This is a genomic window from Micromonospora sp. WMMA1923 (assembly GCF_049179195.1).
In the GTDB taxonomy this organism is placed as follows: domain Bacteria; phylum Actinomycetota; class Actinomycetes; order Mycobacteriales; family Micromonosporaceae; genus Micromonospora; species Micromonospora yangpuensis.
Genome location: NZ_JBMHLZ010000001.1, coordinates 1,711,441 through 1,737,253, shown reverse-complemented (window position 1 = coordinate 1,737,253; position 25,813 = coordinate 1,711,441). Strand labels below are relative to the sequence as shown.

Here is a 25,813-nt window from a genome sequence, read left to right as displayed (position 1 = left end):
CGATGGCCGAGGCGGATCGTGTTCCGGTGCGGGAGACGACCCGTACACGACCGGGGGGACGGTGGCGGTGTGGAGAGTGAGGCGGTGCCACTCGGGCGGCGGGTGGCGTACTGGCGGGTGCGACGGCGCATGTCGCAGCAGGTCTTCGCCGATCGGCTCGGCAAGTCCAAGAGCTGGGTGGACAAGGTCGAGCGCGGCGTACGGTCGCTGAACAAGGTCTCCACCCTGCAGGACATCGCCAGCGTGTTACGGATCGACCGTTCGGTGTTGCTCGGCCGCGACACCCGCCCCGCCGGTGTGGCCGCACGCATCGAGGGCGTGGAGCGCATCCAGGGCGCGTTGTCCACGTACGACATCGCCCTGGGGCGACCAGCCGCGTACCGTGACGTGCCCTGCGTCGAGCGGCTGTCCCGCGACATCGCGCATGCCTGGACCACCTATCAACACGCGCAGTACCCGGCTCTGCTGGACCTGCTGCCTGACCTGCTCGTCGGGGCCCAGCGCAGCCATCCCTACGAACCCGTCACCGGCCGAATGCAACTTGTCGAGACGTATCGGTTGACCACGGCACTGCTGGTCAAGCTCGGCGAGACCGACCTGGCCTGGCTCGCCGCCGACCGGGCGATGGCCGTGGCCACCGGTGATCCGCTGCTGGTGGCAGCCACCACCGTGCAGCTCGGTCAGGTGCTGCGGGCCGCCGGCCGGGCGAGCACCGCCGCCACGACGGCGCTCGCCGCCGCGTACCGGATCCTTCCCGCAGAGCCGGTCGCCGCACCGCATCTTTCGCTCTGCGGCACCCTGCTCGTACAGGCCGCTCTCGCCGTCGCCAGGCAACACGACGACCATGCCGTGGCCCTGGTCGACGAGGCTGCCGACCTGGCCGCCGAGATCGGCGACGGCCACGACCATCACCACACCGGCTTCGGACCGACCGCCGTCGCGCTCGCCCGGGTCACCATCGCCCACGACCTGGGTACGCCGGACGAGGCGGTCGCCCGCCACGAGGAGGCCGTCCGCCGCGACGGGTGGCGATGGTTACCCACCGAGCACCGCGCCGCCCACCTCGTCGACGCAGCCCGCGCGTACCTGGATGTGGAGGATCCGGTCACTGCCGCCCGGACGCTGCTCGACGCCGAACGGTGCGCCCCCGCCGAACTTCGGCACCGGCCCGCCGCCCAGGACGTCCTGGTACGCGTCACCCGGCATCCGAGGGCCCCGGCCACGGTTCTGCGGCTCGCTGCCTCCCTCGGGGTGGCCTGACGATGACCGCGCCCTTCCACAGCCTGGCCCAGATCCTCAACCGGCTCACCCTCACCGCCCGCTGGGTCCTTCGTGAGCATCAACCCGGCACCGACGGTCGCTGCCCACGCTGCCACACCCCCGACTGCGCGGTGGCGAGTGCCGCCCGCGACGTGCTCGCCGCCGTCAAGCGCAACCGTTGGCGGTGTTAGAAAGGGCCCCTTCTATACAGAAAGCGTTAACAAGGGGCCCTTCCTTACACGTCAGCGGAGGGTGGCGCCGTAGAGGGTGGCGGCGCGGGCCACGGCGGCGTCGCGGGCGGCGACGGCCTCCTCGACGGTCAGGGTGCGGTCGGGGGCACGGAAGGTGAGCTTGTACGCCAACGAGCGTCGGCCCGCGCCCAGCTGCTCCGAGGCGTACACGTCGAAGAGGCGGGCGCTTTCCAGCAGCTCACCCGCCCCCTCGATCAACGCCTGCTCGACCTTGGCCGCCGGGACCTGGTCGTCGAGGACCACCGCCACGTCGATCAGGGCCGGCGGGAAACCGGAGACGGTGGGCGCGGCGACGGCTGCCGCGGTCGGCAGCGCGTCCAGGTCCAGTTCCATGGCGCAGGTACGCCGGGGCAGTTCCAGGCCGGCGAGCACCGCCGGGTGCAGTTCGCCGGCGTACCCGACGACGGTGCCGTCGACGAGCAGTTCGGCGCAGCGGCCCGGGTGCCAGGGGGCGTGCTCGGCGGCGCGTACCTCGATCCGGTCGGCGGGGATCTCGGCGGCGGCCAGCACGATCCGGCCGGCCTCGACGGCGTCGGCCCAGCCGGCCGGTCGGCCGGCACCCCACCAGCCGACGGGTTCGACGTCGCCGGTGAGCACGACGGCGACGTGCTGGGGTTGCGCCGGCACCACCGCGTCGGCGGCGGCGAACTCCTCGTCGGTGGGCCGCCGGTCCACGCCCATGGCCGGCGGGGCGCCGGCGCCCGTACGGGGGTGGAAGACCAGGCCGATCTCGTAGAGGGCGAGGTCGCGCTGCCCCCGGCCGAGGTTGCGGCGGACCGCGTCGAGCAGCGGGCCGAGCAGCGTGGTGCGCAGCTGCGGCTCCTGTTCCGACAGCGGGTTGGCCAGTCGGACGGCGGGGCGACGCGGATCGTCGGCGCCCAGGCCGAGCTGGTCGGCGAGTTGCGGGCCGACGAACGGTTGGCTGAGCACCTCGACGTAGCCCTGTTCGGCAAGCGACCGGGCGACCGACCGTCGGCGGCGCTGCGGCCAGGTAAGCCCTCGTCCGGGCGGTGCGGTGGGCAGCACCGACGGCACCCGGTCGTACCCGTCGAGGCGGACCACCTCCTCGACCAGGTCGGCCGGGTCGGTCAGGTCGGGCCGCCAGGTCGGCGGGAGGACGGTGAGCACGTCAGCGCCGCCGGCCGGCACGCCGGCGTCGCCCGGGTCCTCGGCGAGCCGGTCGGTGCCCCGAGTGACGGCGCAGCCGATCTGCTCCAGGATCGTCACCACCCGCTCGGTCGGGTAGTCCACCCCGACCCGCCGGCTGGGCAGGTCCGCCGGCAGGACCACCGGGGTACGCGCCGCGACGTGGTCGAGGTCGAGAAGTTCCGCGCCGGCGGTGCCGCCGCCGTGCTCGGTGAGCAGCCGGACCGCCCGGTCGATGGCGACCAGCGGCAGCGCCGGGTCGACGCCCCGTTCCCAGCGCTTGGCGGCCTCGCTGAACAGCTTGTGCCGGCGGGCGGTCCGCCCGACCATCGCCGGGTCCCAGTGCGCGGCCTCGAAGAGCACGTCGGTGGTGGAGGCGATCACCTCGCTGGTCTCGCCGCCCATCACCGCGGCCAGTGAGATCGGCGTCCCACCGTCACCGGCGACCGGGCTGGGCAGTCCGGCGTCGCAGATCACCATGTCCTCGGCGGTCAGCACCCGGCTGACACCGTCCAGGGTGGTCAGCTTCTCGCCCGGCTCGGCCCGGCGGACCACCAGCGGCCCGGTGATCCGGTCGACGTCGAAGGCGTGCATCGGCTGGCCCAGTTCCAGCATCACGTAGTTGGTGATGTCGACCGGCAGCGAGATGCTGCGGATGCCGGCGACGGTGAGCCGCCGCTGCATCCACCCGGGGGTCGGCGCGGTCGGGTCGACGCCGCGGACCAGCCGGGCGGCGAACCGGTCGCAGCCGACGGTGTCCCGCACCACCACCGGGTACGCCGGTTCGGCGGTCGCGCCGGGGGCCGCGGCCAGCCCCGGGTCGTGGAACGGCACCCCGAGGGCCAGGGACAGCTCCCGGGCCAGGCCGCGCACGCTGAGGGCGTACCCCCGGTCGGGGGTGACCTCCAGCTCAAGGACCACCTCGTCGAGGCCGACCACCGGGCGGGCGTCGTCGCCGGGCTTGGCGGCGGTGTCGGCGGGCAGCACGATGATGCCGTCGTGGTCGTCACCGAGGCCCAGCTCCTTGGCCGAGCAGATCATCCCGTGGGAGTTGCGCCCGTAGGTCTTGCGGGCCCCGATGGCGAAGTCACCGGGCAGCACCCCGCCGGGCAGGATGACCACCACCCGGTCGCCGGGGGCGAAGTTGCGCGCCCCGCAGACGATCTCCTGCGGCTCGCCGGTGCCGTTGGCGGCGCCGACGTCGACCCGGCAGAACCGGATCGGCTTCTTGAAGCCGGTGAGCTCCTCGATCTCGACGACCTCGCCGACCACCAGCGACCCGGTGACCGACTCCCGCAGGTCGGTGACGGCGTCGACCTCGATGCCGAGGTCGACCAGGGCCTGCTCCAGGTCGCCGGTGGACAGGTCGGTGGGGAGGTCGACGTACTCCCGCAACCAGTTGACAGAAACTCGCATGACTCAGTTCACCGTTCCCGTGACTCGTACCCGCATCGTCTACGCCCCGGCCCCGAACGCGCGGGTGAACCGCACGTCGCCCTCGATCATGTCCCGCATGTCGGCGACCCCGTGCCGGAACATCACGGTGCGGTCGATGCCCATGCCGAAGGCGAATCCGGAGTAGACCTCCGGGTCGATCCCGCAGGCCCGCAGCACCCGGGGGTTGACCATGCCGCAGCCGCCCCACTCGACCCACTGCGGCCCCTTGCGGTGCTCGGGGAACCAGACGTCGAACTCGGCCGACGGCTCGGTGAACGGGAAGTAGTGCGGCCGGAAGCGGGTCCTGGCGTCCGCGCCGAACATGGCGCGGGCGAAGTGGTCCAGGGTGCCCCGCAGGTGGGCCATGGTGATGCCCTTGTCGACCACCAGCCCCTCGACCTGGTGGAAGACCGGGGCGTGGGTGGCGTCCAACTCGTCGGTGCGGTAGACCCGGCCGGGCACCACCACGTAGATCGGCGGCTTGCGGGTGAGCATGGTGCGCGCCTGCACCGGCGAGGTGTGGGTCCGCAACACCAGGCCGGAGCCCTCGGGCGCGACGTGGAAGGTGTCCATCAGGCCCCGGGCCGGGTGGTCGGCGGGGATGTTGAGCGCGTCGAAGTTGGTCCACTCCAGCTCGACCTCGGGCCCCTCGGCCACCTCGTAGCCCATCCCGACGAAGAAGTCGCTCACCCGTTCCATCAGGACACTGACCGGGTGGCGGGCTCCGCGGGGCCGCCGGTCGTACGGCAGCGTCACGTCGACCCGCTCGGTGACCAGCACCCGCGCGGCCTGCTCCCGCTCCAGCAGTTCGGCGCGGGCGGCGTAGGCGGCCTCGATGGCGCGGCGGGCCTCGTTCACCCGTTTGCCGGCGTCGGACTTGGCCGCCGGCGGCAGCGCGCCGATCTCCCGGCGGGCCAGCGACACCGGCGACCGGTCGCCCAGGTGCGCGGGGCGCAGCGCGGTCAGCGCGTCGGGGTCGGCGGCGTCGGCGAACGTCTTCTCGGCGTCCGCGACGGCCTCGGCCAGGGCGGCCGGGTCGAGCAGGGCGACCTGCTTCGGGTCGTACGGATCGTTGCGGTAGCTCATGGCGTACGGGCACTCCCTCACGGCGGTGCCGGCCCTTTCGGGCGGCTAGGCGAGTCTACGGAGGCGCGGCTGTGCCGCAGCCCGCCGGTGGGGAGTCGAGCAGGGGTAAGGGTCAGGCCCGCCGCCCGCCGACACCGGCGGGCTGGCTAAACGAACGCCGTGGCGCGTCGCGCACGTGACCGACTCCCCTGCTGTGTGCCCGCGCACCCGAGGTGGCGGTGGCCGCGCCGGCCCCGGACGCGGGGTCGACCCCGCGGTGGCGTCAGCGCAGTGCTCTGGCGGAAGCGTACAGGCAGACGGCGGCTGCCGCAGCCAGGTTGAGGCTCTCCGCGCGCCCGTGCAGCGGCACCCGGACCCGGGCGTCGGCGGCGGCGGTCAACTCCTCGGGCAGGCCGTGCGCCTCCGAGCCGAACAGCCAGGCGGTCGGGGCGGCCAGCGTACCGGCGTCGGCGAGGTCGTCGAGGTCGGTGTCGCCGTACCCGGTGGTGGCCAGCACCCGCAGCCCGGCGGCCCGCAGCGCGGCGACCACCTCGACCGGGTCGGCGGCGCGGACCACGTCGACGTGGAACAGGCTGCCGGCGGAGGCGCGCACGCACTTGCCGTTGTACGGGTCGACGGCCGCGCCGGCGAAGACCACCGCGCGGGCCCCGGCAGCGTCGGCGGTACGCAGCACGGTGCCGGCGTTGCCCGGATCGCGGATCCCGGCCAGCACCGCGACCAGGCGGGGCGCGCCGCTCAGGGCCTGGGTCAGCGGCACGTCCAGGTGCCGGCAGAGCGCCACCAGGCCCTGCGGGGCGACGGTGTCGGTGAGGGCGGCGAGCGCCTCGTCGGTGACCGGGGAGACCGGCACCCCGGCGACGGTGGCCAGCCCGGTCAGGTCGGCGTGGCGTTCCAGCGCGCCGGGCGTACCGAAGAGTTCGGTGACCACGTCGGGGACGGCCAGGGCCTCGCGGACCGCCTGCGGGCCCTCGGCGAGGAACCGGCCGGCGCTGTCGCGGTCCCGGCGGCGGTGCAGCCGACGGGCCGCGACCACCCGCGGCGTGCGTGGGGTGAACAGCGTGGTGTCCGGTACGACGTCAAGGCGCCTCCCCTGCGACGGTGACCGCATGGGAGACGCCTCGACCTGGTACGGGTGGATCAGGCGGCCTGGGCCGCGGCGCCACCGGTGCCCTCGGCGGCGACGGCCGCGCGGGCCACCTCGACGATGGCGGCGAACGCCGTGGCGTCGTGGACGGCGAGATCGGCGAGGATCTTGCGGTCCACCTCGACGCCGGCCAGCTTCAGGCCCTGGATCAGCCGGTTGTAGGTCATCCCGTTGGCGCGGGCGCCGGCGTTGATCCGGGTGATCCACAGCTGCCGGAAGTCGCCCTTGCGGTCGCGACGGTCCCGGTAGGCGTACTGCATCGAGTGCAGCACCTGCTCCTTGGCCTTGCGGTACAGCCGGGAGCGCTGACCGCGGTAGCCACTGGCGGTCTCCAGCAGGGTACGGCGCTTCTTCTGGGCGTTCACAGCCCGCTTGACGCGTGCCATCTCAACTCCTTAAGTGCGTAAAGGTGGCGCGCGTCAGCGGCCGAGCAGCTTCTTGATGCGCTTGACGTCAGCCTTGGCCAGCTCGACCGTGCCGGTCAACCGGCGGGTCCGGGTGGAGGCCTTCTTCTCCAGGTTGTGGCGCAGCCCGGCCTGCTGGGCAACGATCTTGCCCTTGCCGGTCACCTTGACCCGCTTGCCCATACCCGTGTGGCTCTTCATCTTCGGCATTGGAACGTCTTCTCCCTGTTACTGACCGCTGGTGTCGGCGGTCGTGCCGGTCTCGCCGGCTACTGCGGTCTCGCCGGCCGCCGGGGTCTCGCCAGCCGCCGGTGCTGCGGAATCCTCCGCGGCCCGGTCGCGAGGGCCGCCACGGGACGCCGTCGCGGCGACCGCGGAGGCCTTGACGGCCCGGTGCGGTGCGAGAACCATGATCATGTTTCGGCCGTCCTGCTTCGGGGCGGCCTCGACGTATCCCAGCTCCGTGATCTCGGACTCGAGTCGACGCAGGAGCCGGTAACCCAGCTCCGGGCGACTCTGCTCGCGACCGCGGAACATGATCGTCACCTTGACCTTGTCGCCGGCCTTGAGGAACCGCACCACGTGACCCTTCTTGGTCTCGTAATCGTGCGGGTCGATCTTCGGCCGGAGCTTCATCTCCTTGATGACGGTCTGCTGCTGGTTACGCCGTGCCTCGCGGGCCTTGAGTGCGCTCTCGTACTTGAACTTGCCGAAGTCCATGAGCTTGCACACCGGCGGGCGGGCCATAGGCGCAACCTCGACCAGGTCCAGATCGACGTCCGCGGCCAGCTGAAGGGCGCGCTCCAGTGGGACGATGCCCACCTGCTCACCCTCGGGGCCGACCAGTCGGACCTCACGTGCCCGGATCTGCTCGTTCACGCGTGGTTCGACGCTGATGGGGCCTCCTCGAGTCCGTTCCTACGGGTGACCGACTCCGTGGGCTCCCGGGTGGGAGCCGCCCGGAAAGCAGAAGGCCCCGGCGCATGCCAGGGCCCGCTCGACCGGTCGGCACGATCACAGGATCGTGCATCCGGACCAGGGTCGCCCCCGGAACCGGTGACCGGACCCGACCACCTGAAGTCGGTGACACGGGTGGGAGCAGGCGCTCCGCTTCGAGGCTGTCAGCACTCAACCACGTGTGATCGAGCGTCGGACAGCCTGGTCGACTCCGTCACTCTACACGGCCACCCGGACCTGCCCCAACCGGGGCGCGCCGGTCAGGGGCGGGCCGGGGTGGCGTGGTGGGCCTGGTGCAGGCGGCGCAGCGCGCGTACCCCCTCGACGGCCAGGTCCTTGTCGGCGGCCTGCAGGGCGACCATCGGCAGCAGGTCGTCGTCGTGCAGCTCCAGGCTGGCCCAGGGCGCGCCCCGGTCGAACCGGACCCCACGGACGACCTCCCAGGGCAGCTCGTAGGAGCCGATCAGGTTGCGCACCCGCACACCCCAGGCGTCCGCCTGCACCCGGGGCCGGGTGAAGAGCAGGATCGCGAGGGCGCCGAGCACCCCCAGGCCGACCATGGCGAACTGGTCGCCGCGCTGGAAGGTGCCGTAACCGTCACCGGTCGGACCCTGCAACGAGGTCGCGATCAGACTGAACACCAGGACCAGCGCGATCGCCGAGCCCCAGCAGACCACCCGGATACGGCGGGGTCGCAGGGTCACCATCTCTGATCCACTCACCCCACCAGTCTGCCATCGCCGCCCGGGCGCGCTTCGGAGGCCACCGAGACCGGGTGTCGGGGGCCACCGGGCCGCCGCCGGCCGGGCCGACCGCCGGAGACCAGCACCGCTGCCAGGGTCAGGGCCGCGCCGACCAGCACCGGCCACCGCAGCCCCTCCCCGCCGGGCAGCAGCAGGTCCAGCAGCAGGGCACCGGTGAGCTGACCGGTGACCACGGCCAGACCGGCCCGCAGCACCCCGACGGCGTGCACCCCGACCAGCAGGGCGACCACGATGCACACCCCGAGCAGCCCGCCGGTGTAGAGGTACCAGACCGGCGGCCAGCCCGCCGCCCCGGTGGTGGCACCGACGGCCAGCGCGACGGCCAGCACCACGACGGTGCCCACCGCGAAGTTGACCAGGGCGCTCGCGGTGGTGGTGCTGGCCACGGCGAGCCGACCGTTGAGGGCGGCCTGCAGCGACACCACCGCGCCACCGACGACCACCAGCAGCACCACCGTGCCGGCCAGCTCACCGAGCGGTCGGCCGACCTGGGCCAACGCGACCGCGCCCACCGCCAACACGGCCCCGGCGACGCGGGGACCGGTCAGCCCGATCCGCCCGATCGGGGCCAACCCGGCCCGGTCCACCGCGAGCCCGCCGAGGCTGCCGCCGGCGACCTGGGCGATGGTGAACACGGCGATCCCGAGCACCGGCACGGCGTAGGTGACGATCACCACGATCGTCGCGCCGCCCAACCCACCCAGGTACGTCCACCAGGGCGGCCGGGTACGCCGCAGCGCCGCCAGCCCGGCGCGCATCGACGGCAGGGCCAGCAGCCCCACCAACAACAGCAGGGTGCCGCCCAGGTTGTTGACCACCGCGCCGAGCACCGGGTGGCCGGCCTGCTGGCCGAGCTCGGCGTTGATCGTGCCCTGCCCGGCGGCGGCCACCCCACCGAGCACGGCGACGGTCAACGCCACCGCGGTCGGCGGTCGCCTCACAGCCGGCAGGCGTGCAGGTTGGTCACCAGGATCGCCCGGGCGCCCAGGTCGTACAGCTCGTCCATCATCCGGTGCACGTCGTCGCGCTTGACCATCGCCTGCACCGCCACCCAGCCCTCGCGGTGCAGCGGGGAGACCGTCGGGGACTCGATGCCCGGGGTGAGCGCGCTGGCCCGGTCGAGCAGACCGGCCGGCACGTCGTAGGTGAGCATCACGTAGCGCCGGGCGACCAGCACCCCCTGCAGGCGACGCAGCATCTGGTCGGCCGGGGGGCACCCGGTGGCGGCGATCCGCCGGACCATGATCGCCGAGGAACGCAGCAACGGCTCACCGATGATCTCCAGACCGGCCTGGCGCAGCGTGGCGCCGGTGGAGACGACGTCGGCGACGACGTCGGCGACACCGAGCCGGACGGCGTTCTCCACCGCACCGTCCAGCCGGATCACGTCGGCGGTCAACCCGTGCTCGTCGAGGTAGCGCCGCAGCACCCCGGGGTAGGCGGTGGCGATCCGGTGCCCGCCCAACTCCTTCTCGTCGGCGACGGTGCCCGGGCGGGCCGCGAAGCGGAAGGTGGCTCCGCCGAAGGCCAGGTCGAGGACCTCCTCGGCGGGGGCCCCGGAGTCGACAAGCAGGTCCCGGCCGGTGATGCCGAGGTCCAGGTCGCCGGAGCCGACGTAGGTGGCGATGTCCTTGGGGCGCAGGTAGAAGAACTCGACCTCGTTGGCCTCGTCCCGGCAGACCAGGTCCTTCGGGTCGCGGCGCTGGCGGTAGCCGGCCTCGCGCAGCATCTGGGCGGCCGGCTCGGCCAGGGTGCCCTTGTTGGGTACGGCGACACGCAGCATGACGGAGTGCTCCTTCGATCGACGGGGATCAACGGTTGGGGGCACTCACAGATGTCGGTAGACGTCCTTGAGCTCCAGGCCGGCCGCCAGCATCAGCACCTGGGTCTGGTAGAGCAGCTGTGAGATCTCCTCGGCGGCCCGCTGCGGCCCCTCGTGCTCGGCCGCCATCCACGACTCGGCGGCCTCCTCGACGACCTTCTTGCCGATGAAGTGCACCCCCTTGTCCAGCGCGGCGACGGTGCCCGAGCCGGGGGTGCCGGCAGCGGCCTTGGCCTGCAGCTCGGCGAACAACTCCTCGAACGTCTTCACGCCGGCGATTCTTCCAGTCGGCCACCGGTGCCGCGCAGCGGGCCCGGTCGGTGCCACCCGATGGTCGGCGCCTGCCCGAGCGGGCATAGCGGGCCACAATCGGGCGGGTTGACAGCGATATCGGGCAGAGGTTACGCACCATGCACGAAGTAGATCCGTTTTTATCCGCCCGATCGGGCCGACAACCGGGCAGCAAACCCACCAGATTCCCCGCACAACGATCGATGTTGCCCTCAGCGGCCGGTGTTACAAAAGAGACACCAGCCGACGGGAGGCGCAAAGTGGACGCAGCGCAACGCCGCCAGCACATCCTGTCGCTGGCCCGTCGACAGGGCGACGTCGACGTGCAGAAGCTCGCCGTCGACCTGGAGGTCGCACCGGAGACCATCCGCCGCGACCTGAGTCTGCTGGCCCAACAGGGGCTGGTCCGCCGCACGCACGGCGGGGCGTACCCGGTGGAGACCGCGCGCTTCGAGACGGCCCTGCAGAGCCGGACCACCCGGCTGACCGTGGAGAAGCGGCGGATCGCCACCGCCGCCGTGGAGCACCTCGGTGACGCCGAGTCGATCTTCATCGACGAGGGTTACACCCCGCAACTGGTAGCCGAGGCGCTGCCCACCCACCGCCCGCTGACCGTGGTGACCGCGTCCCTGCACACCGCGGCGACGCTCGCGGCCAGCCCGAGCGTCACCGTCCTGCTGCTGGGCGGCCGGGTCCGGGGCCGCACCCTGGCCACGGTCGACCAGTGGGCCACCACCATGCTCGCCAGCTTCGTCATCGACCTGGCCTTCGTCGGGGCCAACGGCATCTCCCGCAAACACGGGCTGACCACCCCCGACCCCGCCGTGGCGGCGGTCAAGGCCCAGGTGATGGCGGTGGCCCGCCGGGTGGTCTTCACCGGCGTGCACACCAAGTTCGGCGCGAGCAGTTTCTGCCGCTTCGGGGACGTCGCGGACCTCGACACCATCGTCACCGACACCGCCCTGCCGGCGTCCGAGGCCCACCGCTACTCGCTGCTCGGTCCGGTGGTCCTGCGCGTCTGAGCGCCGCCGACCGACCCGCCACCCGCACCATCCCACCCCACCAACGGAGGTTCGCTGTGCCCAGAACACGAACTCCCCGCCGATGGCGGAGCACACTCGCTGTCGCCCTCGCGGTCGTGCTGGTCTCGACCGCCTGCTCCGGAGCCGGCGGCGGCTCGTCCGGCGACGACGACACCACGCTGACCGTGCTGATGGTCGGCAACCCGCAGATGGAGGACCTGGCCAAGGTCACCGCGGAGAACTTCACCAAGGACACCGGGATCACGGTGCGGTTCACGATCCTGCCGGAGAACGAACTTCGCGACAAGGTGACCCAGGACGTCGCCACCCAGGGCGGGCAGTACGACGTGGCCACGATCGGCGCGTACGAGGCACCCATCTGGGCGCAGAACGGCTGGCTGCACGAACTCAGCTCGTACGCCGACGCCGACGCCGGTTACGACAAGGGTGACCTGCTCGAACCGATGGTCGCCTCGCTGTCGGGCACCGACGGCAAGCTCTACGCCGCGCCGTTCTACGGCGAGTCGTCGTTCCTGATGTACAACAAGGACCTCTTCGCGGCCAAGGGGCTGACCATGCCCGAGCGGCCGACCTGGCAGCAGGTCGCCGGGTTCGCCGCCCAGCTCGACGACAAGCCGGCCGGCGTCGCCGGCATCTGCCTGCGTGGCCTGCCCGGCTGGGGTGAGCTGTTCGCGCCGCTGACCACCGTGGTCAACACCTTCGGCGGCACCTGGTTCGAGAAGGACTGGACGCCGAAGGTCAACGCCCCGGAGTTCACCGAGGCGACCAAGTTCTACGTCGACCTGCTGCGGGCGCACGGCCAACCGGGCGCGCCGCAGGCCGGCTTCACCGAGTGCCTGAACACGTTCGGCCAGGGCAAGGCCGCCATGTGGTACGACGCCACCGTCGCCGCCGGCACCCTGGAGGACCCGGCGTCCAGCGCGGTCGCCGGCAAGGTCGGCTACGCGTACGCGCCGGTCAACAGGACGGAGTCGTCGAGCTGGCTCTGGACCTGGGCGCTGGCGATGCCGAAGACCACCAAGAACGCCGAGGCCGCCTGGAAGTTCATCTCCTGGGCCACCGGCAAGGAGTACGAGAAGCTGATCGGTGGCTCGCTCGGGTGGCCCCGGGTACCCGCCGGCAAGCGGCAGTCCACGTACCAGATCCCGGAGTACCGGCAGTCGGCCCAGTCCTTCGCCGACATCACCCTGAAGTCCATCCAGGAGGCCGATCCGGTCAACCCGGGGGCGCAGCCCCGTCCCGCCCTCGGCGTGCAGTTCGTCGGCATCCCCGAGTTCGCCGACCTGGGCACCAAGGTCTCGCAGGAGGTCTCCGCCGCGATCGCCGGCCAGACCACCGTCGACAAGGCCCTGGCCGACGGCCAGCGACTGGCCGAGGGCGTCGCCGCCAGGCACCGGTAGCCGCGCGCCGGGGCCGGCCCGTCGGCCGGCCCCGGCCCTGTCCCGAGGTGGACCCCGATGACCACGACCGTCACCACCGGTGCGGACGCGACACCGCGCCGCACCGTTCCGCCCGCCCGTCGCCCCGGCCCGGCCCAACGCTGGTCCCGGCGGGCCCCGCTGCTGCCCGCCCTGATCTTCGCCATCGTGGTGACGCAGCTGCCGTTCCTGTTCACCATCTACCTGTCCACCCAGAGCTGGAACGCGTTGCGGCCGGGCAGCCGCGAGTTCGCCGGGCTGGCCAACTACGGTCAGGTGCTGACCGACGACCGGCTCCGCTCGGCCCTGCTGAACACGGTGGTGCTCACCGCCTCGTCGGTGATCGTCTCGGTGCTGCTCGGGCTGGGCCTGGCACTCCTGCTCGACCGCCGGTTCCCCGGCCGGGGCATCGTGCGCACCCTGCTCATCACCCCGTTCCTGGTGATGCCGATGGCGGCGGCACTGCTGTGGAAGCACGCCATCTACAACCCGTCGTACGGCCTGATCAACGGAATCCTCGGGGGCAGCACCGACTGGGTCTCGGCGTACCCGATGACCTCGGTGGTGACCGCGCTGGTCTGGCAGTGGACCCCGTTCATGATGCTGATCATCCTGGCCGGGTTGCAGGGTCAGTCCACCGAGACGCTGGAGGCCGCCCGGGTCGACGGGGCCGGGGCCTGGCAGGTCTTCACCCGGATCACCCTGCCCTACCTGCGGCCGTACCTGGAGCTGGGCGCCCTGCTCGGCTCGATCTACCTGGTGCAGACCTTCGACGCGGTCTTCACCATCACCCAGGGCGGCCCCGGCCGGGCCACCACCAACCTGCCGTACGAGATCTACCTGACCACCTTCCGCAAGTTCGAGTACGGCGAGGCCGCCGCGGCCGGTGTGGTGGCGGTGGTCGGCACCATCGTGGTGGCCACCTTCGCACTGCGGGTGATCTCCAGCCTGTTCCGGATGGAGGACGCCCGATGACCGTCACCCGTACCGGCGACAGCCGAGTCGCCGAGAGCCGTACCGTCCGGGCGCGCCGGCGCCGTACCGACCCGGCCGGGGCGCTCTGGACCACCCTGGCCTGGCTGGCCGGGCTGCTGTTCTTCCTGCCGGTGCTCTGGATGGTGCTGACCGGCTTCAAGCAGGAGGTCGACGCCGCCAGCAACCCGCCCACCTGGTTCTTCACCCCGGTGCTCGACGGCTACCGGCAGGTCTTCGACCGGGACATCACCCCGTACCTGCTCAACTCGATGACGGCCAGCGTGGTCTCCACCCTGCTGGTGCTGGTGCTGGCCACCCCGGCGGCGTACGCGCTGTCGATCCGGCCGGTCGAACGCTGGCGCGACGTGCTGTTCTTCTTCATCAGCACCAAGATGCTGCCGGTGGTCGCCGCGCTGCTGCCGATCTACCTGCTGGTCAAGCAGGTGGGCATGTTGGACAACATCTGGACCATGGTGGTGCTCTACACCGCCATGAACCTGCCGCTCGCGGTGTGGATGATGCGTTCGTTCCTGCTGGAGGTGCCGACGGCGCTGATCGAGGCGGCGGCGATGGACGGCGCCAGCCTGCTGGTCACCATCCGGCGGATCCTGCTGCCGATCGTCGCGCCCGGCCTGGCCGCCACCGCACTGATCTGCTTCATCTTCAGCTGGAACGAGTTCTTCTTCGCGGTCAACCTGACCGCCACCCGGGCCGGCACCTCGCCGATCTTCCTGGTCGGCTTCATCACCTCCGAGGGGCTGTTCCTGGCCCGGCTCTGCGCGGCGGCGACCATCGTGTCGCTGCCGGTCGTGCTGGCCGGCTGGATCGCCCAGAAGCAACTGGTCAGAGGACTTTCAATGGGAGCCGTCAAGTGAAGGCAGCAGTCATCGTCACACCCGGGCAGATCAGCGTCGAGTCCGTGCCGGACCCCACGCCCGGCCCCCGCGACGTCGTCGTGCAGGTCGCCGGCAGCGGCATCTGCGGCACCGACCTGCACATCATGGACGGTGAGTTCGCGCCCGCGTACCCGATCGTGCCGGGCCACGAGTTCGCCGGCACGGTGGCCGCGGTCGGCCGGGACGTCACCGAGGTACGCGTCGGTGACCCGGTCGCGGTGGACCCGTCGCTGCACTGCATGGAGTGCTACCAGTGCCGGCGGGGCCGGGGCAACCTCTGCGAACGGTGGAACGCCATCGGGGTCACCGTCTCCGGCGGGGCCGCCGAGTACGCCCTGGCCCCGGTGCGCAACTGCGTCACCCTGCCGGAGTCGGTGGCACCTGCCGACGCCGCCCTGATCGAGCCGCTCTCCTGCGCGGTACGCGGCTTCGACGTGCTGCCCCGGCGGCTCGCCGACCACTACCTGATCTACGGCGCCGGCACCATGGGGCTGATGATGATGGAGCTGGCCAAGCGGTGCGGGGCGGCGACGGTGAGCATGGTGGACCTGAACGCCGACCGGCTGGCCACCGCGGTGCAGTTGGGTTGCACGGCCTCGGCGGCCAGCGCCGAGGAGCTGGACCGCCCGCGCGGCTGGGACGTGGTGATCGACTGCACGGGTGTCCAGGCGGCCATCGAGGACGGTCTCGGCCGGGTCGCCCCGGCCGGCACCTTCCTGCAGTTCGGCGTCTCCGAGTACCGGACCCGGGCCGGCATCGAGCCGTACCGGATCTACAACAAGGAGATCACCGTCACCGGGTCGATGGCGGTGCTGCACAGCTTCGAGCGGGCCGGCGACCTGTTCACCGCCGGGGTGATCGACCCGCAGGTGTTCATCAGCCACCGCTTCCCGCTGGACAGGTACGCCGAGGCGATGGCCCAGTTCCGGGCCGGCATCGGCCGCAAGATCCAGATCACCGGCTGACGGTCCCGGTCAGCCGGCGGTCCCACCGCCGGCCCGTCGTCGAGCCGTCGACGGCGGGCCGGCCCCCGGCCGTCCGACATATCGACGGATCACCGGTTCGGCGTTTCCCACCAACATGGTGGGAAGATCGTCGACGACATCGAGGGATGCCTCTACGCTGTCGGCCATGGCCCGCACTCCACGAACAGTCGCGCTGACCCTCGCCGGTGCCGTCGTCCTCTCGGTGACCGCCTGCTCCCCGCAGCAGCCCACCAGCACTCCCGGCCCCGCCGCCTCCGCGTCGTGCACCAAGGAGAACCTGGCGACCCGTACCCCCGGCAAGCTCACCATCGCCACCGACCAGCCGGCGTACCCGCCGTGGTTCGTCGACGACAAGCCCGACAGCGGCGAGGGCTTCGAGTCCGCCGTGGCCTACGCGGTGGCTGCGAAACTCGGGTACGCCCGCGAGGACGTCACCTGGACCCGGGTCAAGTTCGACAGCGCCATCGCGCCGGGGCCCAAGGAGTTCGACTTCGACATCAACCAGTTCTCCATCACCGAGGAGCGCAAGCAGGCGGTCGACTTCTCCGCACCGTACTACCTGGTCCGGCAGACCGTGATCGCGCTGAAGTCCTCCAAGATCGCCGGCAAGCGGTCGCTGGCCGACCTCAAGAACGCCAAACTCGGCGCCCAGGTCGGCACCACCAGCTACCAGGCGATCACCGACCTGATCCAGCCGAAGGTCAGGCCGCTTGTCTACAACAGCAACGACGACGCCAAGAAGGCCCTGCAGAACGGCCAGCTCGACGGGCTGGTGGTCGACCTGCCCACGGCGTTCTACATCACCGGCACGGAGATCAAGGACGCGGTGGTCGTCGGGCAACTGCCCCAGGTCGGCTCCCCCGAGGTCTTCGGCCTGCTGCTGGACCGTGACTCGCCGCTGACCGGCTGTGTCAGCGGGGCCGTCGGGCAGCTCACCAACGAGGGCTTCCTCAAGCAGCTGGAACAGCGGTGGCTCACCGAGGAGGCCGGGGCACCCGACATCACATGAGCGACGTGACCCACCTGCCGTCGCCTGCCCAGCGGGCCCGCGACGCGTACCGGCGTCGGCAGAGCGTGCTCAGCGTGCTGGTCGCCGCCGCCTCCACGGCGGCGATCGGCACGCTGCTGGCGGTCGCGGTCACCGGCGCGCCCGGCTGGCCGCGGGTACGCGAGTCGTTCCTGGACCCGACGATCGCCCGCGACGCGTTGCCGGCGGTGCTCACCGGGCTCTGGCTCAACGTCCGGCTGCTGGTCTGCTGTGCCCTCGGCGCGCTCGGACTCGGGCTGCTCGTCGCGGTCCTGCGCACCCTGCGCGGCCCGGTGCTCTTCCCGGTCCGAGCCCTGGCCGCCGGCTACACGTACACCTTCCGGGGCCTGCCGTTGATCATCGTGCTCTACCTGCTCACCCTCGGCGCACCCGGTCTGCGGTTGCAGGGCATGCCGCCGGTGCTGGTGCTCGGCGGGCTGGCCCTGGTGCTCACCTACGGCGGGTACCTGGCCGAGGTGTTCCGCGCCGGCATCGAGTCGGTGCACCCGAGCCAACTCGCCGCGGCCCGCTCGCTGGGGCTGACCCACCGGCAGACCATGCGGCACGTGGTGCTGCCGCAGGCCGTCCGCCGGGTCGCGCCGCCGCTGCTCAACGACGTGGTCGCGCTGCAGAAGGACGTCGGGCTGGTCAGTCTGGCCGGCCCGATCGACGCGGTACGCGCCGCGCAGATCGCCACCGCCCAGACCTTCAACTACACCCCGTACGTCGTGGCCGGGGTGCTCTTCGTCCTGCTCGCCGTCCCGCTGATCGCGGTCACCGACCGGGTGACCCTGCGGGCCGCCCGCCGCCAGTCCGGAGGTTGACCGTGGCGTTGTTGCGGTGTCGAGGGCTACGCAAGGTCTTCGGCGGGCAGGTCGTCCTCGACCAGCTCGACCTGACCGTGGCCGAACACGAGGTGGTGGCGCTGATCGGGGCCTCCGGTTCGGGCAAGTCGACCCTGCTGCGCTGCGTCAACCTGCTGGACGACCTCGACGACGGCACCATCGAGCTGGACGGCGAGGAGATCTCCGCCCCCGGCGTCGACCCCGACCGGGTACGCCGCCGCATCGGCCTGGTCTTCCAGGCGTACAACCTCTTTCCGCACCTGAGCGTGCTGGACAACGTCACGCTCGCCCCGCGCCGGGTGCACGGCCGCAGCCGGGCGCAGGCGGAGGCGCACGCCCGGGAACTGCTCGACCGGGTGGGGTTGGGTGACCGGGCCGGGGCGTACCCGGACCGGCTCTCCGGCGGCCAGCAGCAGCGGGTGGCGATCGTCCGGGCGCTGTCCAACAACCCCCGGCTGCTTCTGCTCGACGAGGTCACCTCGGCGCTGGACCCGGAGCTGGTCGGCGAGGTGTTGGCCCTGATCCGCGACCTCAAGGCCGACGGCACGACGATGGTGCTGGCCACCCACGAGATGACCTTCGCCCGCGACGTCGCCGACCAGGTCTGTTTCCTGGACGGCGGCCGGGTGATCGAGACCGGAGCGCCGCAGCAGCTCTTCGGCGCCCCGACCCAACCCCGCACCCGCCAGTTCCTGGCCCGCATCATCGAAGCCGGCCGCCTCTGACCGTGACCGGCCGTTCCCGGCGTGCCGACCTGCGTCAGGCGACCCGCAGCGTGATCGGCCCTCGCGACACGACGATCGAAACCTCGGCACCAAGTGCCTCCGCGTACGCACGGAGAGTGTCCAGACTGTCGACCTGACCGTGCTCGATCTGCGAGATCCGCGCCTGGCTCACACCAAGGGAAACCGCCACCTCCGCCTGGGTCAGACCAACGGACTTACGCATTTCGGCCAGCTCGTGTCCACGGATGCGGCCGAGATTCTCGGCACGGATCTTCTCGCGATCAGCCTCGGCCTCAGCACCGACCAACCAAGGGTGCCGAGCCATCGCCTCAGCCTTCACGTCGTTCCATCGGCGGCCAGTCATGACGCCTCCTCGTTCTTGCGATCAACCAGATACTGCTCGTAACGCCGCTCCGCGACCGGGATGTTCTCCCGGTACCAGCGGTTCCACTGACCGGCCTTGTCCCCAGCGACCAACACGACCGCTTCCCGCTCGGGATCGAACATGAACAGTAATCGGATTTCTGACCGGCCGGTCGATCCCGGCCTCAACTCCTTCAGGTTATGCAACCGGCTGCCCTGAATCCGGTCGACCATCGGACGGCCGAGACCGGGCCCAGCCTCCGCCAACATCTCGACGGCCTCGAAGACGCGATTCGCGGTCAAGGCATCCCGTTCACAGAGATCCAGGAACCAGTCCTCGACTGGAGAGAGCAAGACGACCTGCCACATAGCGATACTATAAATCACAGCTTATGCCTGACGGAGTCACACGACTACCTCGGCGGACGAGGCTGGTCGAGCCGAGAGGGGTGGCTCCTGGCGAGAGCGGGTCCGGCTACGATCGCGCGATGGATCTACGCGGAACGATCAGCCCGCACCGTCCGCTACTCGTCCTGGCCCTCGCCGAGGAGGCCGCTCATCTCGACGCCGACCTACCGGTCCTGCTCACCGGGATGGGTAAGGTCAATGCGACGCTCGCCCTGGCCAGCACGCTCGCCCGGGGTCCGCTGCCCGCCTCGGTGGTCAACCTCGGCACGGCCGGCGCGCTGCGTCCCGGCTACCACGGCGTCCACGAGGTGAGCAGCGTACGCCAGCACGACCTCGACACCGACTTCCTCCGGACGCTTACCGGGCAGACCGTCGGCGCACCGCTGGCCCTGGCCGGTACCGGGCCGGTGCTGGCCACCGGGGACCAGTTCGTCGCCGACGACGACGCCCGGGACCGGCTGGCCCGGCACGCCGATCTGGTGGACATGGAGGGCTACGCCCTGGCCGCCACCGCACAGCACTTCGGGGTGCCGGTCCGGCTGGTCAAGCAGGTGAGTGACGCCGCCGGCGACGGCGCGGAGCGGACCTGGCAGGAGTCCGTCGACGCCTGCGCCCGCCTGCTGGCGCAGTGGACCCGGGAGCACCTCCGTCATACGTGACGGCGGGCTCGGTCTGGTACCGAGCCCGCCGCTCTCACGGTGGGCACACCCCCTCCTGCCACTTGCCGGAGTGGGTCCCCCGGTGTCTAGCGGCGCAGGGTCAGCAGACCCGGCCGGTACGGCAGCAGCCCGTAGTCGCCACCGGAGTTCGGGTCCCGGCCCTGGTAGAGCAGCTGCAGGTTGCAGGGGTCGATGGTCATCGTCTGGTCGGCGCTGGTCCGGATCAGCTCGCCGTGGCTGATGTCGCTGGTCCAGGTGGCGCCGCTGTTGGCCTTGCCGGCGAACGGGTTGCTCTCGGTGGCCGCCTGCGGCGTCCACGTACCACCCAGGCTGGTGGCGGTGAACGACCGGAAGTACCGACCCTGCGCACCGATCGCCTCGACGATCATGAGGTACCGGTTCTCACCCTGGAGCTTGTAGACCTGCACCGCCTCGAAGAGGTTGTTCGTGGTGTCGGTCATGATCGTGGTGTAGTTCGTACCGAAGCTGCCCGGGAAGTTCCCGATCGGCATGCTGGCCCGGTAGATCCGCCCGTTGTCACCGGCGAAGAACAGGTACATGTTCTGCCCGTCACCGATGAGCGCCTGGTCGATCGGCCCGGTGCCGGAGTTCGAGATGCTGCCGGAGAAGAGCGTCTGCGCCGGCCCCCAGCCGTTGGCGTTGGTGGGGTCGTTCGAGGTCCGGTAGGAGAACGCCGGCCCACCCCACTGGTACGCCAGCACCCAGATGTTCTTCGGGGCGAAGTAGAACAGCGACGGGGCGACGGTGCCCGAGTTCATCGTGTTCTGGCTGGCCGAGCCCATGTCGGACCAGTTGCTGAAGAGGCCGAAGTTCATCGAGCCCCAGCGCGTGCCGTTGTCGTGCGTGGTGGCGTAGACCAGGTGCCGACCGTTGTACGGCACGGTGGTGAAGTCCTTCAGCGACACCCATCCGGACTTCGGCTGCGCCAGCGGACCGGTCGACGACCAGCGGTACGTCGACGGCAGGGCGCAGTTGGTGGGCGGCGGGGTGGTCGGCGGCGTGGTGGGTGGGGTGGTGGGCGGCGTGGTCGGCGGGTTGGTCGGGGCCACGCCGCCGGTGCAGGTCACGCCGTTCAACGCGAAGCTCGCCGGCACCGGGTTGCTGCCGGTCCACGAGCCGTTGAAGCCGAACGACACGCTGGCGTTGGCCCCGATCGCCCCGTTGTAGCTGACGTTCTTCGCGGTGACCGCCGAGCCGCTCTGCGTCACCGTGGCGTTCCACGCCTGGGTGACCGCCTGTCCGGCACCGAACGACCAGGTGAGCGTCCAGCTGCTCACCGGGTCACCGAGGTTGGTGACCGCCACGTTGGCACCGAATCCGCCGCCCCACTGTGACGACACCGTGTAGTTGACCGAACAGCCCGCAGCTGCCGCGCCGGCCGGCAGCGCCACGACGACCGCCGCGGCCGGCACCAGCAACGCGACGGCCGACGCCAGGCCGACATTCGCCGGTCTCAATTTGATCATGAAGCACCCTCCTGACGGATGACGGCCGGCACAGTCGGACAATCGCCGTTGTGTGAGCGTTAACAGCCGTGTCAGGCATGTTACGGGAGCGCTCCCAATCCATCAACCTCGATGAGTGAACCGTCGGCGGAGGTGCGTTCGCGGGCCGGGTGAGCAGCACCGGAGAAACGCCGCCGACCGCGGGAGGTCAGCCGCCGAAGCCCACCCGCTGGCCGGTGGCCGCGTCCAGACCCCGGATCGCCAGCGCCGCGTCCAGCGCCGCCACCGTCGCCGACCAGCCCTTGTCCTCGGCCGAGCCGGGCAACCCGGCCCGGTCCCGGGCCTGCTCGATGGTGTCCACGGTGAGCACCCCGTGGGCCACCGGCTTGCCCTCGTCCAGCGCGATCCGGGTCAGACCGTCGGTGACCGACCGGCAGACGTAGTCGAAGTGCGCGGTCGAGCCGCGTACCACCACGCCCAGGGCGACCACGACGTCACAGCGCCGGGCCAGCGCCTGCGCGACGACCGGCAGCTCCACCGAGCCGGCCACCCGGGCCACCACCGGGCGGGCGCCGCAGGCCCGCGCGGCGGCCACCGCCCGGTCGAGCATGTGGTCGGTCAACTGGCCGTGCCACCGCGCGGCGACCACGCCGACGGTCAGGCCCGCGGCGTCGATCGCGTCCACCCCGGGCTCCCCGAAGCCTGCCATGATCATGCTCCGATCTCGTCGCCGACCGTCACCCGGTCGGCTGGTGGGTCGTCAAGTCCGTCGAGCAGGTGTCCCATCCGGTCCCGCTTGGTACGCAGGTAGCGGACGTTCTCCGGGTGCGGCCGGACGGGCACCCCCTCGCGGCCGAGGATGGTCAGGCCGTAGCCCTCCAGGCCGGCCCGCTTGGCGGGGTTGTTGGTCAGCAGCCGCATCGAGCGCACGCCCAGGTCGTAGAGGATCTGCGCGCCCGTGCCGTAGTCCCGGGCGTCGGCCGGCAGGCCGAGGTCGAGGTTGGCGTCGACGGTGTCGCGGCCGGTGTCCTGCAACTGGTAGGCCTGCAGCTTGTGCAGCAGCCCGATCCCCCGCCCCTCGTGGCCCCGGACGTAGAGGACCACGCCCCGCCCCTCGGCGGCGACCCGGGCCAGCGCGGCGTCCAGCTGTGGGCCGCAGTCACAGCGCAACGAGCCGAAGACGTCACCGGTCAGGCACTCGGAGTGCACCCGGACCAGCACGTCGTGTCCGTCGCCGAGGTCACCCATGACCAGGGCGACGTGCTCGGCGGGGTCGTGCGCGGTGCGGTAACCCAGGGCCCGGAACACCCCGTGCGGGGTCGGCATCCGGGCCTCCGCGGCCAGCTCCACCTGCTTCTCGGTACGCCGCCGGTAGGCGATCAGGTCGGCGATGCTGATCAGGGTCAGCGAGTGCTCGGCGCAGAACTTCTCCAGCTCCGGCAGACGCATCATGGTGCCGTCGTCGTTGACCAGCTCGCAGAGCACCCCGGCCGGACGCAGCCCGGCCAGCCGGGTCAGGTCCACGGCCGCCTCGGTGTGCCCGGGACGGCGCAGCACCCCGCCGGGACGGGCGCGCAGCGGCACCACGTGCCCGGGGCGGGCCAGGTCGGTCGGGCCGGTCGCCGGGTCGGCGAGCAGCCGGATGGTGTGCGCCCGGTCGGCGGCGGAGATGCCGGTGTCGACGCCCTCGCGGGCGTCCACGGTCACCGTGTAGGCGGTGCCCCGCCGGTCCTGGTTGGTGTGGTGCATGGGCGGCAGGTCCAGCCGGTCGGCCTCCGCCTCGGTGATCGGGACGCAGACGTAGCCGGAGGTCCAGCGGACCATGAAGGCCAGCAACTGCGGCGTGGCCAGCTCGGCGGCGAAGATCAGATCGCCCTCGTTCTCCCGGTCGGCGTCGTCGACCACGACCACCGGCCGGCCGGCGGCGATCTCCGCCAGCGCCTGTTCGATGCTGCCGAACGCGCTGATGCCGGCAGCACCGTCCGTGGGTTGCTCGTTCATGCGACAGCCTCCGAGTAGGTCGAGCCGAGCGCCGGTGCGTGCAGGGCGGACAACGCCCGGGAGGTCCGCCACCAGGTGGCCAGACCCGCGACGCAGAAGCCCCCGTAGAGCAGGTACATCGCCGCCGAGGGGTAGAAGCCGCCGCGCAGCAGCAACGGCACGCCGACCGCGTCGACGGCGATCCAGATCAGCCAGAAGTCGACCCAGCCCCGGGCCATGCCGTAGGTGGCCAGCAGGCTGCCGACCAGGATCCAGGCGTCGGGCAGCGGCCCCCAGGAGCCGAGCGCGGCGAGCACCGGGTACGCCACCGCAGTGCCGAGGACGGCGACGACCAGCAGCCCGAGCCGCTCCCGACCGGTGGCCCAGCGGGGGGTCACCGCCGCGCCCTGCGGCGCGGTGCCCGAGCGACGGGTCCGCGACCAGCGCCACCAGCCGTAGAGGCTGACCGCGAAGAAGAAGACCTGTCGGCCGGCCTGGCCGTAGAGGTCGTGGGCCTGTGGCGTGGCGAAGACGCCGCCGAGGAAGACGGTGAGCAGCAACGCGTTGCCGACCATGCCTACCGGCCAGGCCCAGACCACCCGGCGCAGGCCGAGCAGCGCCGAGGCGAGCCCGAAGCCGTTGCCGACGATCTCGCGGACCAGCACCGGCGCGCCGGCCACGACCAGCTCGGCGTGCAGTAGCCAGCTCAGCGGGTCCATCACCGCTCACCCGCGTCCGGGCGGGCGCCCAGGAGCCGTTCGACGTACTTGGCCAGCACGTCGACCTCCAGGTTGACCGGGTCGCCGACGCCTCGGGCGCCGAGCGTGGTCAGCTTGAGGGTGGTGGGGATGAGCCCGACGGTGAACCAGTCCGGGCCGACCGCGGCGACGGTCAGCGACACCCCGTCGACGGTGATCGAACCCTTCTCCACCACGTACCGGCTCAGGGCGTCGGGGAGCCGGAAGCGGACCGTCTCCCACTGCTCGGCGGGCTCCCGGGCGAGCACCTCGCCGACGCCGTCGACGTGGCCCTGGACCAGGTGCCCGCCGAGCCGGCTGCCGAGCGTCGCGGCCCGTTCCAGGTTGACCGGGTCACCGGGGCGCAGCGCGCCGAGGGCGGAGCGGCGCAGCGTCTCGCCCATCACGTCGGCGGTGAAGACGTCGCCGTCGACGTCGACCACGGTCAGACAGACCCCGTTGACGGCGATCGAGTCGCCGTGCCGGGCGTCGGCGGTGACCACCGGGCCACGCAGGGCGAACAGCGACGAGTCGCCGCCCGTCCCGGTCACCCGGACGACCTCACCGAGTTCCTCGACGATGCCGGTGAACATGTCAGCCCTCCCTCTTGCGGGGTACTGCGGTGATCCTCAGGTCCGGACCGAACTGCGTCACGTCGGTCACGTCCAGGTCGATGGCTTCGGTGATGGTGTGCACCCCGGCGTCGACAAGCGCGGTCGGGCCGGCGCCGAGCAGCCGGGGTGCGAGGTAGGCGACCACCCGGTCGACCAGACCGGCGGCGAGGAACGCGCCGGCCAGCCGGGGGCCGCCCTCCAGCAACGCCGCCCGGATGCCCCTGGTGTGCAGGGCGTCGAGCAGCGCCGCGAGGTCCACCCGGCCGGCCGGGTCGACCCCGACCTCCGCACCGGTGGCGATCCACGTCCGGGCGGCACCGTCGCGGACCTGGGCGTCGGCCGGGGTACGCCCCGAGGAGTCCACCACCACCCGTAGCGGCTGGCGGATGGCCAGGCTGCCGTCGCGCAGGTTACGGGCGGTGAGCCGGGGATCGTCGGCCAGCACGGTGCCGATCCCGGCGATCACCGCGTCGACCGTGGCGCGCAGGGCGTGCACGTCCATCCGGGCCGCCTCGGAGGTGATCCACATGCTGGTGCCGTCGGCCGCCGCCGACCGCCCGTCGAGGGTCGCCGCGTACTTCCAGATCACGTACGGCCGGCCCCGGCGGATCGAGGTGAGCCAGGCGATGTTGCCGGCTTCGGCCTCGTCGGCGCGTACTCCGAGATCCACCCGGATGCCGGCGGCGCGCAACGTGTCGGCGCCGCCCTTGGCCACCGGATCGGGGTCCTCCACCGCGATCACCACCCGGGCGAGGCCGGCGGAGACCAGGGCGGTGCTGCAGGGGCCGGTGCGGCCGGTGTGGTTGCAGGGTTCCAGGGTGATCACCGCGGTGCCGCCGCGGGCGCGCTCGCCGGCCTGGGCCAGCGCGACGATCTCCGCGTGCGGGCCGCCGGCGTAGGCGTGGAAGCCCTCGCCGACGACCTGACCGTCGGCGTCCAGCAGCACGCAGCCGACCACCGGGTTGGGGCTGGTGGTGCCGAGCCCCCGCGCGGCCAGTTCGTTCGCGCGACGCATCGCCTCGTCGACGGAGACGCCGGTCATCGTCTGCCTGCCCTCTCACTCGCCGGTCGCGCGCAGGCGGTGGAGCACGGCGGTGGCGGAGGCCGGG

Annotated in this window: 29 protein-coding genes; 11 read left to right on the top strand and 18 right to left on the bottom strand. The window is 71.9% G+C overall.

The window, feature by feature from the left end:
• The first annotated feature begins 69 nt into the window (after positions 1–69).
• Entirely contained in the window at positions 70–1,260 is a 1,191-nt protein-coding gene (locus tag ACN28G_RS07890; protein WP_421478792.1) for a helix-turn-helix domain-containing protein, read from the top strand.
• Positions 1,261–1,262: 2 nt separating this feature from the next.
• A complete protein-coding gene (locus ACN28G_RS07885; RefSeq protein WP_421478791.1) occupies positions 1,263–1,451 on the top strand; it encodes a hypothetical protein in 189 nt (62 codons plus the stop codon).
• A 51-nt stretch (positions 1,452–1,502) separates the two neighbouring features.
• On the opposite strand, the gene pheT is transcribed toward ACN28G_RS07885, so the two are convergent.
• The 10 genes from pheT to ACN28G_RS07835 all read right to left on the bottom strand — a co-directional run bounded on the left by pheT (position 1,503) and on the right by ACN28G_RS07835 (position 10,541).
• Positions 1,503–4,073, bottom strand: coding sequence for a phenylalanine--tRNA ligase subunit beta (pheT, locus tag ACN28G_RS07880; RefSeq protein ID WP_421478790.1), 2,571 nt, complete (start codon positions 4,071–4,073; stop codon positions 1,503–1,505).
• Between the two features lie 39 nt (positions 4,074–4,112).
• Positions 4,113–5,180, bottom strand: coding sequence for a phenylalanine--tRNA ligase subunit alpha (gene pheS / locus ACN28G_RS07875; RefSeq protein WP_091436668.1), 1,068 nt, complete (start codon positions 5,178–5,180; stop codon positions 4,113–4,115).
• 262 nt (positions 5,181–5,442) lie between these two features.
• Complete coding sequence (locus ACN28G_RS07870) at positions 5,443–6,288, bottom strand: TrmH family RNA methyltransferase (protein ID WP_421478789.1); 846 nt, start codon at positions 6,286–6,288, stop codon at positions 5,443–5,445.
• Between the two features lie 29 nt (positions 6,289–6,317).
• Positions 6,318–6,710, bottom strand: a complete 393-nt coding sequence (rplT, locus tag ACN28G_RS07865; RefSeq protein WP_091436666.1) for a 50S ribosomal protein L20 — start codon at positions 6,708–6,710, stop codon at positions 6,318–6,320.
• 33 nt (positions 6,711–6,743) lie between these two features.
• Entirely contained in the window at positions 6,744–6,938 is a 195-nt protein-coding gene (rpmI, locus tag ACN28G_RS07860) for a 50S ribosomal protein L35 (RefSeq protein ID WP_091436665.1), read from the bottom strand.
• Between the two features lie 18 nt (positions 6,939–6,956).
• On the bottom strand, positions 6,957–7,607 hold the full coding sequence (gene infC, locus ACN28G_RS07855) for a translation initiation factor IF-3 (protein ID WP_091436664.1): 651 nt from the start codon (positions 7,605–7,607) through the stop codon (positions 6,957–6,959).
• A gap of 338 nt (positions 7,608–7,945) precedes the next feature.
• Positions 7,946–8,392: a PH domain-containing protein gene (locus ACN28G_RS07850; RefSeq protein WP_091436663.1), complete on the bottom strand. Its 447-nt coding sequence runs from the start codon at positions 8,390–8,392 to the stop codon at positions 7,946–7,948.
• Between the two features lie 11 nt (positions 8,393–8,403).
• Positions 8,404–9,390 (bottom strand): DMT family transporter, encoded by a 987-nt coding sequence (locus ACN28G_RS07845; protein ID WP_421478788.1) that lies wholly within the window; start codon positions 9,388–9,390, stop codon positions 8,404–8,406.
• Positions 9,387–10,232, bottom strand: a complete 846-nt coding sequence (hisG, locus tag ACN28G_RS07840) for an ATP phosphoribosyltransferase (protein WP_091436661.1) — start codon at positions 10,230–10,232, stop codon at positions 9,387–9,389. Before hisG ends, ACN28G_RS07845 begins: the two co-directional genes overlap by 4 nt.
• A gap of 45 nt (positions 10,233–10,277) precedes the next feature.
• Positions 10,278–10,541: a phosphoribosyl-ATP diphosphatase gene (locus tag ACN28G_RS07835; RefSeq protein WP_091436660.1), complete on the bottom strand. Its 264-nt coding sequence runs from the start codon at positions 10,539–10,541 to the stop codon at positions 10,278–10,280.
• A 281-nt stretch (positions 10,542–10,822) separates the two neighbouring features.
• On the opposite strand from ACN28G_RS07835, the gene ACN28G_RS07830 reads away from it, so the two are divergent.
• The 8 genes from ACN28G_RS07830 to ACN28G_RS07795 all read left to right on the top strand — a co-directional run bounded on the left by ACN28G_RS07830 (position 10,823) and on the right by ACN28G_RS07795 (position 18,477).
• Positions 10,823–11,584, top strand: coding sequence for a DeoR/GlpR family DNA-binding transcription regulator (locus ACN28G_RS07830; RefSeq protein ID WP_217628791.1), 762 nt, complete (start codon positions 10,823–10,825; stop codon positions 11,582–11,584).
• Between the two features lie 116 nt (positions 11,585–11,700).
• Entirely contained in the window at positions 11,701–13,005 is a 1,305-nt protein-coding gene (locus ACN28G_RS07825) for an ABC transporter substrate-binding protein (RefSeq protein ID WP_421478787.1), read from the top strand.
• A 57-nt stretch (positions 13,006–13,062) separates the two neighbouring features.
• Positions 13,063–13,998 (top strand): carbohydrate ABC transporter permease, encoded by a 936-nt coding sequence (locus ACN28G_RS07820; protein WP_421478786.1) that lies wholly within the window; start codon positions 13,063–13,065, stop codon positions 13,996–13,998.
• A complete protein-coding gene (locus ACN28G_RS07815) occupies positions 13,995–14,873 on the top strand; it encodes a carbohydrate ABC transporter permease (RefSeq protein ID WP_091436657.1) in 879 nt (292 codons plus the stop codon). Before ACN28G_RS07820 ends, ACN28G_RS07815 begins: the two co-directional genes overlap by 4 nt.
• A complete protein-coding gene (locus ACN28G_RS07810) occupies positions 14,870–15,859 on the top strand; it encodes a zinc-dependent alcohol dehydrogenase family protein (protein ID WP_091436656.1) in 990 nt (329 codons plus the stop codon). The genes ACN28G_RS07815 and ACN28G_RS07810 overlap by 4 nt, the downstream gene beginning before the upstream one ends.
• A gap of 166 nt (positions 15,860–16,025) precedes the next feature.
• Positions 16,026–16,889: an ABC transporter substrate-binding protein gene (locus ACN28G_RS07805; RefSeq protein WP_421478785.1), complete on the top strand. Its 864-nt coding sequence runs from the start codon at positions 16,026–16,028 to the stop codon at positions 16,887–16,889.
• Positions 16,886–17,731 (top strand): amino acid ABC transporter permease, encoded by an 846-nt coding sequence (locus tag ACN28G_RS07800; RefSeq protein ID WP_091436654.1) that lies wholly within the window; start codon positions 16,886–16,888, stop codon positions 17,729–17,731. The genes ACN28G_RS07805 and ACN28G_RS07800 overlap by 4 nt, the downstream gene beginning before the upstream one ends.
• A 2-nt stretch (positions 17,732–17,733) precedes the next feature.
• Positions 17,734–18,477, top strand: a complete 744-nt coding sequence (locus ACN28G_RS07795) for an amino acid ABC transporter ATP-binding protein (RefSeq protein WP_421478784.1) — start codon at positions 17,734–17,736, stop codon at positions 18,475–18,477.
• A 34-nt stretch (positions 18,478–18,511) separates the two neighbouring features.
• Here the strand turns inward: ACN28G_RS07795 and ACN28G_RS07790 are convergent, their stop codons facing one another.
• Both ACN28G_RS07790 and ACN28G_RS07785 read right to left on the bottom strand, forming a co-directional pair.
• A complete protein-coding gene (locus tag ACN28G_RS07790; RefSeq protein WP_091436652.1) occupies positions 18,512–18,841 on the bottom strand; it encodes a helix-turn-helix domain-containing protein in 330 nt (109 codons plus the stop codon).
• Positions 18,838–19,209 (bottom strand): type II toxin-antitoxin system RelE/ParE family toxin, encoded by a 372-nt coding sequence (locus ACN28G_RS07785; RefSeq protein ID WP_091446307.1) that lies wholly within the window; start codon positions 19,207–19,209, stop codon positions 18,838–18,840. Before ACN28G_RS07785 ends, ACN28G_RS07790 begins: the two co-directional genes overlap by 4 nt.
• Positions 19,210–19,328: 119 nt before the next feature.
• On the opposite strand from ACN28G_RS07785, the gene ACN28G_RS07780 reads away from it, so the two are divergent.
• Positions 19,329–19,907, top strand: a complete 579-nt coding sequence (locus ACN28G_RS07780) for a nucleosidase (RefSeq protein ID WP_421478783.1) — start codon at positions 19,329–19,331, stop codon at positions 19,905–19,907.
• An 86-nt stretch (positions 19,908–19,993) separates the two neighbouring features.
• On the opposite strand, the gene ACN28G_RS07775 is transcribed toward ACN28G_RS07780, so the two are convergent.
• From ACN28G_RS07775 to ribD, 6 genes are all read right to left on the bottom strand, one after another.
• A complete protein-coding gene (locus ACN28G_RS07775) occupies positions 19,994–21,394 on the bottom strand; it encodes a non-reducing end alpha-L-arabinofuranosidase family hydrolase (RefSeq protein WP_091436650.1) in 1,401 nt (466 codons plus the stop codon).
• A 187-nt stretch (positions 21,395–21,581) separates the two neighbouring features.
• Complete coding sequence (gene ribH / locus ACN28G_RS07770; RefSeq protein ID WP_091446305.1) at positions 21,582–22,082, bottom strand: 6,7-dimethyl-8-ribityllumazine synthase; 501 nt, start codon at positions 22,080–22,082, stop codon at positions 21,582–21,584.
• A gap of 2 nt (positions 22,083–22,084) precedes the next feature.
• Positions 22,085–23,341 carry a bifunctional 3,4-dihydroxy-2-butanone-4-phosphate synthase/GTP cyclohydrolase II gene (locus ACN28G_RS07765; RefSeq protein ID WP_091446304.1) on the bottom strand — a complete coding sequence of 419 codons (1,257 nt, stop codon included), beginning with the start codon at positions 23,339–23,341 and terminating at the stop codon, positions 22,085–22,087.
• A gap of 29 nt (positions 23,342–23,370) precedes the next feature.
• Positions 23,371–24,072: a nicotinamide riboside transporter PnuC gene (gene pnuC, locus ACN28G_RS07760; RefSeq protein ID WP_421478782.1), complete on the bottom strand. Its 702-nt coding sequence runs from the start codon at positions 24,070–24,072 to the stop codon at positions 23,371–23,373.
• Positions 24,072–24,683, bottom strand: coding sequence for a riboflavin synthase (locus ACN28G_RS07755; protein ID WP_091436648.1), 612 nt, complete (start codon positions 24,681–24,683; stop codon positions 24,072–24,074). The genes pnuC and ACN28G_RS07755 overlap by 1 nt, the downstream gene beginning before the upstream one ends.
• A 1-nt stretch (position 24,684) precedes the next feature.
• A complete protein-coding gene (gene ribD, locus ACN28G_RS07750) occupies positions 24,685–25,746 on the bottom strand; it encodes a bifunctional diaminohydroxyphosphoribosylaminopyrimidine deaminase/5-amino-6-(5-phosphoribosylamino)uracil reductase RibD (protein ID WP_091436647.1) in 1,062 nt (353 codons plus the stop codon).
• Positions 25,747–25,813 lie beyond the last annotated feature (67 nt).

Bases quoted from the DNA above. Each gene is read 5' to 3' on its own strand.
- ACN28G_RS07820 (WP_421478786.1), top strand. From the start codon at position 13,063: ATGACCACGACCGTCACCACCGGTGCGGACGCGACACCGCGCCGCACC.
- ribD (WP_091436647.1), bottom strand. From the start codon at position 25,746: ATGACCGGCGTCTCCGTCGACGAGGCGATGCGTCGCGCGAACGAACTG.
- ACN28G_RS07815 (WP_091436657.1), top strand. From the start codon at position 13,995: ATGACCGTCACCCGTACCGGCGACAGCCGAGTCGCCGAGAGCCGTACC.
- ACN28G_RS07775 (WP_091436650.1), bottom strand. From the start codon at position 21,394: ATGATCAAATTGAGACCGGCGAATGTCGGCCTGGCGTCGGCCGTCGCG.
- ACN28G_RS07850 (WP_091436663.1), bottom strand. From the start codon at position 8,392: ATGGTGACCCTGCGACCCCGCCGTATCCGGGTGGTCTGCTGGGGCTCG.
- ACN28G_RS07780 (WP_421478783.1), top strand. From the start codon at position 19,329: ATGGATCTACGCGGAACGATCAGCCCGCACCGTCCGCTACTCGTCCTG.
- ACN28G_RS07885 (WP_421478791.1), top strand. From the start codon at position 1,263: ATGACCGCGCCCTTCCACAGCCTGGCCCAGATCCTCAACCGGCTCACC.
- hisG (WP_091436661.1), bottom strand. From the start codon at position 10,232: ATGCTGCGTGTCGCCGTACCCAACAAGGGCACCCTGGCCGAGCCGGCC.
- ACN28G_RS07755 (WP_091436648.1), bottom strand. From the start codon at position 24,683: ATGTTCACCGGCATCGTCGAGGAACTCGGTGAGGTCGTCCGGGTGACC.
- ACN28G_RS07870 (WP_421478789.1), bottom strand. From the start codon at position 6,288: ATGCGGTCACCGTCGCAGGGGAGGCGCCTTGACGTCGTACCGGACACC.
- ribH (WP_091446305.1), bottom strand. From the start codon at position 22,082: ATGGCAGGCTTCGGGGAGCCCGGGGTGGACGCGATCGACGCCGCGGGC.
- pheS (WP_091436668.1), bottom strand. From the start codon at position 5,180: ATGAGCTACCGCAACGATCCGTACGACCCGAAGCAGGTCGCCCTGCTC.
- ACN28G_RS07785 (WP_091446307.1), bottom strand. From the start codon at position 19,209: ATGTGGCAGGTCGTCTTGCTCTCTCCAGTCGAGGACTGGTTCCTGGAT.
- ACN28G_RS07800 (WP_091436654.1), top strand. From the start codon at position 16,886: ATGAGCGACGTGACCCACCTGCCGTCGCCTGCCCAGCGGGCCCGCGAC.
- pnuC (WP_421478782.1), bottom strand. From the start codon at position 24,072: ATGGACCCGCTGAGCTGGCTACTGCACGCCGAGCTGGTCGTGGCCGGC.
- ACN28G_RS07805 (WP_421478785.1), top strand. From the start codon at position 16,026: ATGGCCCGCACTCCACGAACAGTCGCGCTGACCCTCGCCGGTGCCGTC.
- rpmI (WP_091436665.1), bottom strand. From the start codon at position 6,938: ATGCCGAAGATGAAGAGCCACACGGGTATGGGCAAGCGGGTCAAGGTG.
- rplT (WP_091436666.1), bottom strand. From the start codon at position 6,710: ATGGCACGCGTCAAGCGGGCTGTGAACGCCCAGAAGAAGCGCCGTACC.
- ACN28G_RS07790 (WP_091436652.1), bottom strand. From the start codon at position 18,841: ATGACTGGCCGCCGATGGAACGACGTGAAGGCTGAGGCGATGGCTCGG.
- pheT (WP_421478790.1), bottom strand. From the start codon at position 4,073: ATGCGAGTTTCTGTCAACTGGTTGCGGGAGTACGTCGACCTCCCCACC.